The 9,434-nt window shown below is 68.7% G+C and carries 14 protein-coding genes; 3 read left to right on the top strand and 11 right to left on the bottom strand.

The features are described from left to right. On the top strand, positions 1 to 226 hold a 226-nt coding region (locus FXN61_RS25360; RefSeq protein ID WP_167976540.1), incomplete at its 5' end, for a hypothetical protein. On the opposite strand, the gene FXN61_RS25355 is transcribed toward FXN61_RS25360, so the two are convergent. From FXN61_RS25355 to infC, 5 genes are all read right to left on the bottom strand, one after another. Continuing rightward, positions 223 to 1,170, bottom strand: coding sequence for a S41 family peptidase (locus FXN61_RS25355; protein ID WP_167976539.1), 948 nt, complete (start codon positions 1,168 to 1,170; stop codon positions 223 to 225). The genes FXN61_RS25360 and FXN61_RS25355 overlap by 4 nt on opposite strands. A gap of 31 nt (positions 1,171 to 1,201) precedes the next feature. Then, on the bottom strand, positions 1,202 to 2,047 hold the full coding sequence (locus tag FXN61_RS25350) for a TrmH family RNA methyltransferase (protein ID WP_167976542.1): 846 nt from the start codon (positions 2,045 to 2,047) through the stop codon (positions 1,202 to 1,204). After that, positions 2,044 to 2,433: a 50S ribosomal protein L20 gene (gene rplT / locus FXN61_RS25345; RefSeq protein WP_167976538.1), complete on the bottom strand. Its 390-nt coding sequence runs from the start codon at positions 2,431 to 2,433 to the stop codon at positions 2,044 to 2,046. The genes FXN61_RS25350 and rplT overlap by 4 nt, the downstream gene beginning before the upstream one ends. An 84-nt stretch (positions 2,434 to 2,517) precedes the next feature. Next, positions 2,518 to 2,712: a 50S ribosomal protein L35 gene (rpmI, locus tag FXN61_RS25340; RefSeq protein WP_030481724.1), complete on the bottom strand. Its 195-nt coding sequence runs from the start codon at positions 2,710 to 2,712 to the stop codon at positions 2,518 to 2,520. 49 nt (positions 2,713 to 2,761) lie between these two features. Further along, positions 2,762 to 3,370, bottom strand: coding sequence for a translation initiation factor IF-3 (infC, locus tag FXN61_RS25335; RefSeq protein ID WP_167976537.1), 609 nt, complete (start codon positions 3,368 to 3,370; stop codon positions 2,762 to 2,764). Between the two features lie 288 nt (positions 3,371 to 3,658). Here infC and FXN61_RS25330 point away from each other — a divergent pair, with 288 nt between their 5' ends. Beyond that, on the top strand, positions 3,659 to 4,012 hold the full coding sequence (locus tag FXN61_RS25330; RefSeq protein ID WP_376770728.1) for a DUF1844 domain-containing protein: 354 nt from the start codon (positions 3,659 to 3,661) through the stop codon (positions 4,010 to 4,012). On the opposite strand, the gene FXN61_RS25325 is transcribed toward FXN61_RS25330, so the two are convergent. The 6 genes from FXN61_RS25325 to FXN61_RS25300 form a co-directional block, all read right to left on the bottom strand. Next, complete coding sequence (locus tag FXN61_RS25325; protein ID WP_167976535.1) at positions 4,006 to 4,641, bottom strand: hypothetical protein; 636 nt, start codon at positions 4,639 to 4,641, stop codon at positions 4,006 to 4,008. The two genes, FXN61_RS25330 and FXN61_RS25325, sit on opposite strands and share 7 nt — an antisense overlap. Next, positions 4,638 to 5,228, bottom strand: coding sequence for a hypothetical protein (locus FXN61_RS25320; protein WP_167976534.1), 591 nt, complete (start codon positions 5,226 to 5,228; stop codon positions 4,638 to 4,640). Before FXN61_RS25320 ends, FXN61_RS25325 begins: the two co-directional genes overlap by 4 nt. 25 nt (positions 5,229 to 5,253) lie before the next feature. Continuing rightward, on the bottom strand, positions 5,254 to 5,820 hold the full coding sequence (locus tag FXN61_RS25315) for a hypothetical protein (protein WP_167976533.1): 567 nt from the start codon (positions 5,818 to 5,820) through the stop codon (positions 5,254 to 5,256). A gap of 105 nt (positions 5,821 to 5,925) precedes the next feature. Further along, positions 5,926 to 6,306 carry a RidA family protein gene (locus FXN61_RS25310; protein ID WP_167976532.1) on the bottom strand — a complete coding sequence of 127 codons (381 nt, stop codon included), beginning with the start codon at positions 6,304 to 6,306 and terminating at the stop codon, positions 5,926 to 5,928. A gap of 28 nt (positions 6,307 to 6,334) precedes the next feature. Further along, complete coding sequence (locus tag FXN61_RS25305) at positions 6,335 to 7,081, bottom strand: IclR family transcriptional regulator (protein ID WP_167976531.1); 747 nt, start codon at positions 7,079 to 7,081, stop codon at positions 6,335 to 6,337. Beyond that, on the bottom strand, positions 7,082 to 8,047 hold the full coding sequence (locus FXN61_RS25300; protein WP_167976530.1) for a sugar kinase: 966 nt from the start codon (positions 8,045 to 8,047) through the stop codon (positions 7,082 to 7,084). It abuts the gene before it with no gap. Positions 8,048 to 8,150: 103 nt separating this feature from the next. Here FXN61_RS25300 and FXN61_RS25295 point away from each other — a divergent pair, with 103 nt between their 5' ends. Further along, positions 8,151 to 9,425: an amino acid deaminase gene (locus tag FXN61_RS25295; RefSeq protein ID WP_376770729.1), complete on the top strand. Its 1,275-nt coding sequence runs from the start codon at positions 8,151 to 8,153 to the stop codon at positions 9,423 to 9,425. The last annotated feature ends 9 nt before the right edge of the window (positions 9,426 to 9,434 follow it).

Below are 9,434 nucleotides of genomic sequence, written 5' to 3'. Positions count from 1 at the left end.
GGACGAGAGCTGGCGGGTGTTCGTCGTGCTGCGCGCGGCGCACGTGCTGCTGGGCGCCGACGATCCCGAGGGCGCGGAGGCCGAGGCCCGCCGGGCGGCATCGCTGCTGCCCGACGACGTCCAGGTCGGGAACGTGCTGTCGGTGCTGTCGGAGGCGTTGCGGCGCCAGAACAAGCCCTCCGGCACCGATCCGCTGGTCCGTGAACTGACCGCCCGGCTCGACTAGGCGTTGAGGGCTTCGGTGGCGGCCTCCGCGATCGTGCGGCGGGGGCCGTCGTCACCGAGCGTCAGAACGTGTTCGAGGGCCTTCTTGTAGGCGACGTCGAACGCCTCGTCCGCGGGCACCGCGACGTCCGGGACGACACCCACCGCCTCCCAGTTGGTGCCGGAGACCGGGTTGATCGCGCGGCCGTTGGGGACCGACGACTTGAGGTGCGGACCGACGCGGTAGCGGCCGCCGGGGTGGGCGCCGCCCTTCGTGGTCTCGCCGATCAGCGTGGCGCGCTTGTTCTGCTGCAGGTTGTAGCTCAGCTCTTCCGCTCCGGAGAACGTGCGGCTGCTGGTGAGGACGAAGATCGGCTTCTCGCCGCCGAACTTCGGGCCAGACACGTGCGGCAGGGTCCAAAACTGCTCGGTCGTGTCGTCCGGGCGGTTGTAGATGTCGTTGAGATGCACGCGCTCGTCGAACAGGTAGCTGCAGATCAGGGCCACCGTGTTGGGGTCGCCGCCGCCGTTCTCGCGCAGGTCGATGATCAACGCGTCGGTGTGGGCGATCAGGTTCATGGCCGCGATGAAGGCCGGCGTGGCGATCTCGGCGTCGTGCAGCAGGCGGAGATTCAGCAGGCCGACGTTGCCCTTGAGGCGCTCGACCTTGGTGATGCCGAACGCGTCCAGCTCGGCTTCCTTCTTGTACGCCACCGGATCCCAGGCCGACTCCTCGCCGGTCTCCGGCACCTCGTCGTGGCTGTAGAGCAGGCGGAGGTGCTTGTCACCGTTGACGCTCTGCAGGTCGGCAGTGACCCTCGCCGCGAACTCCTGGTCGTCCACATCGGAGTAAGCGCCCTCGCCCACGCGGGTGCGCAGGACTTTCGCGATCTCGTCGGCCGTCTCCGGGAAGACGTAGTAGGAAGCGAGCTGGGAGCACAGGAGTTCGATCTCTGGTTCGCGCACGGGCGCACAGTAGTCGCGCGCCCGTCGCTCGTCAGCTCAAATTCCGCTGATCCCGTACGGAGGCGTATAGGCACACCGCGGCGGCCGTCGCGAGGTTCAGGCTCTCGGCGGCGCCGTACATCGGGACCTTCAGCGAGGTGTCCAGCTTCGCCACCACGTCGTCGGGCAGACCGTGAGCCTCACTGCCGAACACCCACGCCGTGGGCTGAGTCAGTTCACCCTTGGCCGAGGCCTCGACGAGGTCGTCCTTCGCGTGGCCGTCGGCGGCCACGAGCTTCAGACCTGCCTGGCGGCACGCGGCGAAGACCTCGGCGGCGTCACGGGAACGCGCGATCGGCACGTGGAACAGCGAGCCCGTCGAGGCACGCACGCACTTGCCGTTGTGCGGGTCGACCGTGTCGCCGGCGAAGATCACCGCGTCCGCGCCTGCCGCATCGGCCACGCGCGTAACGGTGCCCGCGTTGCCGGGATCAGAGACGCCGTAGAGCACGGCGACGAGGCGTGGGGTGCCTTGCAGGGCACTCTCGAGAGGCTGCGGCACGGCGTCGCACACCGCGATGAGGCCCTGAGGCGTCACGGTTTCCGACAGGGAGGCGGCGGCCTTGTCGGTGACCTCGCTGATCCGGATGCCCGCCTGGTCGGCGGTCTGGAGCAGCTCGGCGTTGCGTTCCGCGGCCGTCACCGTGACGAAGAGCTCGTGGACCTCACCACCCTGCCAGGCGAGTGCTTCGCGCACGGCCTGGGCGCCCTCGACGAGGAAGCGGCCTGCCTTGTCACGGCCCTGGCGGCGGGTCAGGTGGCGAGCAGCAACGACCCGAGGTGTCCGTTCCGTGAACGGATCTGCCTCGGGTCGTTGTCGGCGTGCGTGCTGGCTCAGGCCTTGTCCCCGGCCGGAGCGTTCACGTCGGCCGGGAGCGCGCCACGGGCGATCTCCACGAGAGCGGTGAAGGCGTTGGCGTCGGTGACGGCGAGGTCCGCGAGGATCTTGCGGTCGACCTCGACACCCCCGAGCCGCAGGCCCTGGATGAGACGGTTGTAGGTCATGCCGTTCGCGCGGGCAGCGGCGTTGATGCGCTGGATCCACAGCTTGCGGAAGTCGCCCTTGCGCGCACGCCTGTCGCGGTACGCGTAGTTGAGCGAGTGGAGCACCTGCTCCTTGGCCTTGCGGTACAGCCTCGAGCGCTGACCGCGGTAGCCGCTGGCCAGCTCAAGGGTGGTACGACGCTTCTTCTGGGCATTCACTGCCCGCTTGACGCGTGCCACGGGTCCATCCTGTCGATCTCATGGGGGCGAAGTTGCCGGGAATTCGGCGCTGCGCCCCGAGTTGCTAGGGGGTGTCGAAGCGGGTCAGAGACCGAGCAGCTTCTTGATGCGCGGCGCGTCGTGCTCCGACACGACCGCGGTGCCGCTCATGCGACGCGTCACCTTGCTGGACTTCTTCTCCAGGATGTGGCGCTTGCCGGCCTTTTCCCGGAGGATCTTGCCGCTGCCCGTGACCTTGAAACGCTTCGAGGTCCCGCTGTGCGTCTTGTTCTTCGGCATTTCCGTCCTCGTCTCGTGCTACCCACCGGGTCGGGGGCGGCCATGCGTCCTACTCGGACGCGACGTCACCTTCGGCGGCGTCGTCGTCCTGGTCCTGCTTGACCGGACGCGCCTTGATGTTCTTGTGCGGCGCCAACACCATGATCATGTTGCGGCCGTCCTGCTTGGGGTTGGACTCGACGAAGCCCAGCTCCGCGACGTCCTCCGCCAGCTTCTGAAGCAACCGGTAACCGAGCTCCGGGCGCGACTGCTCGCGGCCGCGGAACATGATGGTCACCTTGACCTTGTTCCCGTGCGACAGGAAGCGGGCCACGTGGCCCTTCTTGGTCAGGTAGTCGTGCGGGTCGATCTTCGGCCGGAGCTTCTGCTCCTTGATCACGGTCAGCTGCTGGTTCCGACGAGACTCGCGGGCCTTCTGCGCCGTCTCGTACTTGAACTTGCCGTAGTCCATGAGCTTGCAGACCGGGGGTCGAGCCTGCGCGGCGACCTCGACGAGGTCCAGATCCGCTTCCTGCGCGAGTCGGAGCGCGTCCTCGATGCGAACGATCCCGACCTGCTCACCATTCGGCCCGACAAGGCGGACCTCCGGCACCCGAATGCGGTCGTTGATGCGCGGCTCGGTGCTGACGGGAGCACCTCGGTTCGAGGGACTTGTCATTCACGTCCTTTGCGACTCGTTTGCGCCAAAAGACAAGAGCCCCGTTCGCCGTTGCCGACGAAGGGGCCCGCTTCCGACCGATCGCAATCCTGGACGGAGGGCACCCGTGTGCCCTGTGTCAGGAGGACCGGACCCGGCCACCTGTGTACGCGGTGGGCGCGGGTGGGAGCGGGGCTCCACTTGCCGCCCCCGCACTAACGAGGGCTGGTCGCGTCCGAAATAGTAGCAGACGCTCTTGTCAACCCCCGAATCGCGGCCGTGTGATGTCGGCTTGCTTGAATGTCGGGCGTGACCGATCCGCTAGAAGACAGTGTTGACGACGGCATCCGCGACCTCGGCGACGTCCCCAGCATCGAGGTGATCAGCCGGGCGGCCGTGATGCTGCTGTCCGCCTCCGCGGAACGCCTCGGCCTCGCCGACCCCGACCCCGACAACTCCCCGCGCCGCGACCTCGACGAGGCCCGCCGCCTGATCACCGGCCTGGCCGGCCTGGTCACGGCGACCTCCGAGTACCTCGGCCCGCACGCCGCGCCGCTGAAGGACGGCCTGCAGTCGGTGCAGCGCGCGTTCCGCGAGGCGTCCGCCGTGCCGGACGAGCCTGGCCAGGGTCCCGGCGAGAAGTACACCGGCCCGGTCTACTGATCCGCTCTGACGACGACGGGCTCCCACGGCTCCGCCTTGATCTGGAACACCGCCGAGGCACGCTGCCCGGTGGCCGCCCTGAACGTGATGGCGGAGCCGTTGTGGAGCGGGCCCACGTCGAGGTGCTCGGCAGGGGGCTCGTCGTGCTGGGAGAGCCCGAGCACCCTGCTTCCCGGCACCACGGACACCGTGAGCTGCTCGATGACCGCGGGCCCGCCGAAGTAGCTGAGCCGGAACTCGTCGGGTGCGCCGGGCGTGATCGCGAACGTCGGCATGCCCCTGCGCTGCCTTTCGGCGGCGAGCACCTCCGTGAGCTCGTTGACCTGTGCCGTCGCCTGCTGGGCCGTGAGCTGCGCCTCGTCGGCCAGCATCCGTGACGCCGTGGCCGCTTCCTCGGCTTGTACCGCGGCCTTCTTCGCTTCCTCCGTCGCCGTCTTCGCCTGAAGAGCGCTGGAGGTGGCCTGCTCGACGGCCTTGCGCGCGGCGCTCGCCTCCTCCTGGGCCCTGGTCGCGGCCTCTTGAGCCTGGCCGGCGGCTTCCTGGGCGTTCTTCGCTTCGCGGGCCTGCCACAACGACACGGCCAACGCGCACATCGCCACCACGGCGGCGATCACCGCCAAGGCGATCATGCCCGCACCCCCATGGCCGCGAGCTGCCTGCCTGCGAGCTCTTCGATGACGTCGGTGTCCCCGGTGCGCCAGCCCACCGCCGGGTCGGTGGGGAACTTCGCCAGTTCCCTCGGAGACAGGCTGGTAAGCGCTCTCAGGGCGAGCAGATCGGGTTTGTCGCGGAGTTTGACGGTGTTGCCTGCCTTGCGCGCGTACCTCAGCCGCAACGGAAACCAGGTGATCAACAGGAACAGCACGGGGATCACGATCAGGGCGACGGCGAGCCAGAACGCGGTGTCCTGGACGACGCCGATCTGCGTGTTGCCCACCCCGATGAGCGTCTCGCCGGCCTTGGTGCCGTTGCCCAGCGCCCCTGACAGGTCGTCACCGACCAGCGGCACACCCCTGGCCTTGCTGGCGGCGTTGGTGAAGACGTCACGGATGTCGCCGCCCGCGTTGACGAGCCCGTCACCCGGTGCTCTGAGCCCGAGCACCCAGTCGTGGGCGGTGGTCGCCACCCAGATCCAGAGCGCCACCCAGCCGACAGCGAGGAGGTCGGCGATCAGCTGACGCGTGAGCCTGACCGGTCTGTCCGCGTACCACTTCATAAGGCGGATGCTGCCACGTGCCCCATCAGCCGTCGATGATCACCTCTGCGCGATCCAGCATCGCCCGCGCCCATCCCGCGCCGTCCTGCTGCCCGATCCACCCGCCGTACAGCAACGGATAACGCTTGGCCGGCACAGCCCAGAACGCGTTCACCTTCGCGATCGCCTCCTCCCGCGACAGACCGAGTTCTCGCAGGGCATCAGCTGTGTCGGCCATGATCCGCAACTGGTCGTCGTCGCAGGGGTACAGGAACTCGGCGGGCTCGGTGCTCAGCACCATCAACGGCTGCTCGTGGTCCTCGAACCCGACCGGCGTGGATGCCACGAAGGTCACGTTCGTGGTCACCGGAATCACGTCGTCGTGCGGCTCGGAGATGGAGAACAACGCGGTGGCCGGACGAGCGGCGGCCATGAGGCACGCCCGCGCGTAAACCATCGACACGCCCAGCAGTTCGGCCAGGTCGTCACCTCGAAGGTCGCGGTCGGGTCCGTCCTGCACGATCGCGGCGAGCTCAGGCGGCAGTGCGGGCTCGCCGGGCCTGATCGCGTGCAGCGCCGCCCGCATCCGGAAGTTGGCCTTCTCCGATATCAACCGTGTCCTCCAACTGCGAAAGGCGTGCCCCCAAGTGGAGGCACGCCATCAGCAAAGCACCGGACGGCCACAACCCGCACGTCGTGTCCCACCGGCAGGTGCCGGTCAGTCGACGACGGCCAGTGCGTCGATCTCCACCAGCAGACCGGCGGGCAGTCCGACGTAAACGGTCGTGCGGGCGGGCGCCGGGTCCGTCACGAACTCGCCGTAAACCTCGTTCAGCTCGGCAAAGTGCGCGGTGTCGGTGAGGTAGACGCGGATCATCACCACGTCGTCGATGGACGCGCCACCGGCCTTCAGCACCGCGTGGAGGTTCGCGAACGTCTGGCGCGTCTGCTCGGCCACCGTGGTGCCGACGATCTCGCCCGACGAAGGATCGAACGCGACCTGGCCGGCCACCTGCAGGATGTTGCCCTTGCGCACACCCTGCGAGAAACGGGCCACCGGCTGCGGTGCGTCGGCGGTCTTGATCTCAACCTTGGACAACGAATTTCCCCTTAGCTGTGTTCGATCCCTATCTGGGCACGTAACCGCACTCAACAGAAGCCGCCTCAGCGGTGGCGAGCAGGTCGGGCAGGTGGGACATCAGGCCGTCGAAGTCGAGCAGCACCTTGGGCACCGACATCGAGACCGCGGCGAGCACCTCACCCCGCGCGCCCTTGATGGGAGCGGCGATGCAGTGGATGAAGTCCTCGTGCTCGGCGTTGTCGACGGCGTAACCGCTGGCGCGCACACGCTCCAGCTCCGCCAGGTACGCCGTCGGGCCGATGATGGTGTTCGCCGTCAGACGCGGGAACTCCATCCCCGCCAGCACTTTCTGCAACGCGGGAGCGGGCAGGTCGGCCAGCAGGATCTTCGCCACGGCCGTGCAGTGCAACGGCGCACGGCGGCCGATGCGCGAGTACATGCGCATCTGGTGTCTCGACTCGTACTTGTCGATGTAGATCACCTCACCGTCCTCATAGGACGCGAGGTGGACGGTGTGCCCCAGACGGGCGTTGAGGTCGCGCAACGCGGGCTCGGCCGCTCGCCGGACGTCGCGTTCCTCCAGGGCGCGGTTGGCGAGGTCGAACAACGCGGTGCCGAGGCGGTAGTGGTGCACGCCGTCGCGCTGCACGAACCGGTGCGACTCCAGCGTCCGCAGCAACCGCAGCGTCGTCGACTTGTGCACGCCGATCACGCCGGACAGTTCGTCCAGCGTCTTCGGTCCCGTCGCGAGCTGGCTCACCAGCGTGAGCGCGCGGTCCAGGCTCTGGCTCATCTACACCTCCAGGCGGGCGGACGCCCAGGTCTGCGGGTCGGCGCGCAGCAGCGGTTCTGTCACGTCGTCCGGCAAAGGATCGCCGACGTCCTCCGCGGTGAGCAAAGCGGAGGCAGCCTGCAGGTGCCCGGCGCGCAACCGGACCGGCGGCGCCTCCCCCGCGAGGGTCGCCGCGAGGAACCCCGCCGCGAACGCGTCACCGGCCCCGACCGGCTCCACGACCTCGACCTTCAGCGCCGGTTCGAAGTACGACGAGCCGCCTTCGAGCAGGGTCGCGCCATCCGGGCCGTGCTTCACCACCAGCGACGCCGGACCGGGCAGCAACTGACGCAGCCTGGCCGGATCACCGGTCCCCCACACGAGTTCCGCCTCGTCCGCGCCCGCCAGGACCACGTCCGCCATGTCCGCGAGCTCCCGCAGCACGCGCGGGTCGCGGTCGGCCCACAGCGCGGGCCGCCAGTTCAGGTCGAAGGAGATCCGGAACCCGCGCCGCGGCTGGCGCAGCAGTTCACGCATCAGCGCGAGGCACGAGTCGGAGAGAGCGGGTGTGATCCCACTGAGGTGCACCAGCTTCACGGTGCCGAGGTCGAGGTGGTCGATCATCTCGGGCCCCATGCCCGACGCCGCCGAACCGCTCCGGTAGTAGCGCACCGGACTGCCGTGGGGCGAGGCCTCCTTGACGTAGAGGCCGGTCGGGCGGGTCGCGTCGATCCGCACCCCCGACACGTCCACGCCGAAGCGGCCGACCGTGTCGAGCACAGCCAGCCCGAACGAGTCGTCGCCGACCGCGCTGACCCACGGCGACCGCACGCCGAGGCGCGCGAGGTGGCAGGCGACGTTGGACTCGGCGCCACCGACGGCACGGTGCCAGGTGCGCACCAGATGCACGGGACCGGGCTCAGCCGGAACCATCATCACCATGGTCTCGCCGAGACACACGACACCGCCGACGTGTTCGAACCGCATGCGTGCTCCAGAGGTGTTCGTTGACGGCGGCGCACCCGAATGCTACACACTCCAGCATCACATCGCGCAATGGGAGTTGCAAAATATGCAACAACTGATGGAGATGGACCTCTCGACCGTCGCCGACATCCGTTCCGAACGGATCAGCTGGCGGTTCAAGGGCCTGCCGTCGAGCACGTTCGGTTCGACCATCGGCGAGGTCGCCGACCAGCGGCTGGACCTCTTCGCCGACGAGTTCGTCGGCCCTCTCGTCGTGCTGGACGCGGACGCGTTGACGCACAACCTGACGACGATGTCCAAGTGGTGTGACAACCACGGCGTCAAGCTGGCGCCGCACGGCAAGACGACGATGGCGCCGCAGCTCTTCCAGCGGCAGGTCGAGCACGGCGTCTGGGGCATGACCGCCGCCAACGCGTCGCAGCTGCGGGTGTACCGGGCGTTCGGCGTCAGCAGGATCCTGCTGGCGAACCAACTGCTCGACCCCGCAGCGCTGCGCTGGCTGGTCGCCGAGTTGGACCACGACTCGCGCTTCGAGTTCAGCTGCTGGGCCGACTCCGAGGCCGGTGTCGCGCTGATGAGTGAGACGCTGCACGAGCTTCAGCCGTCCCGCCCGATCGACGTGCTGGTCGAACTGGGCGCTCCCGGTGGACGGACCGGTGCGCGCGACCTGGAGACGGCGCTGGCCGTGGCGCGTGCGATCGACCAGAGCCCGTTGCTGCGGCTGGCGGGTGTCAGCGGTTACGAGGGCGCGCTGGCGCACGACGCCTCCGAGTCGTCGCAGTCCATTGTGGACCGATATCTCGCCGACCTGCGCACGCTGGTGCTGCGCATGGCCGACGCCGGGATGCTCGACGAGCTGGACGAGGTGATCGTCACCGCCGGCGGCAGCGCGTACTTCGACCAGGTGGCGGCGACGCTGGCCCAGCCTTGGCCGGTGCCGGTGAACCCGGTGCTGCGCAGCGGTGCCTACATCACGCACGACGACGGCTTCTACCGCGGGATCTCGCCGTTCGCGCGGATCGATGGCGTGGAGCCGTTCCGCTCAGCTCTGCGCGCGTGGGCCCAGGTGACGTCACGACCGCAGCGCGACCTGGCGTTGCTGACGATCGGCAAGCGCGATGCGTCGTTCGACGAGGGCCTGCCGGAGCCGCAGCTGCTGCGCCGCCGTGACGGTGCGATCGCCCCGCTGACTCAGGCGAAGGTCACCGCGTTGAACGACCAGCACGCGTTCCTCCAGCTCGGCGCCGAGGCCACGGTCAGGGTCGGCGACTGGGTCGGGCTCGGCCTGTCCCACCCCTGCACGGTGTTCGACAAGTGGCAGCTCATCCCGGTCGTGCGGGGCACGACCGTGGTCGACCTGATTCGCACCTACTTCTGATCGGAGTGC

This window comes from Lentzea indica (genome assembly GCF_012184385.1).
Taxonomy (GTDB): Bacteria; Actinomycetota; Actinomycetes; order Mycobacteriales; family Pseudonocardiaceae; genus Lentzea; species Lentzea indica.
This window is presented reverse-complemented; position numbering and strand designations above follow the sequence as displayed.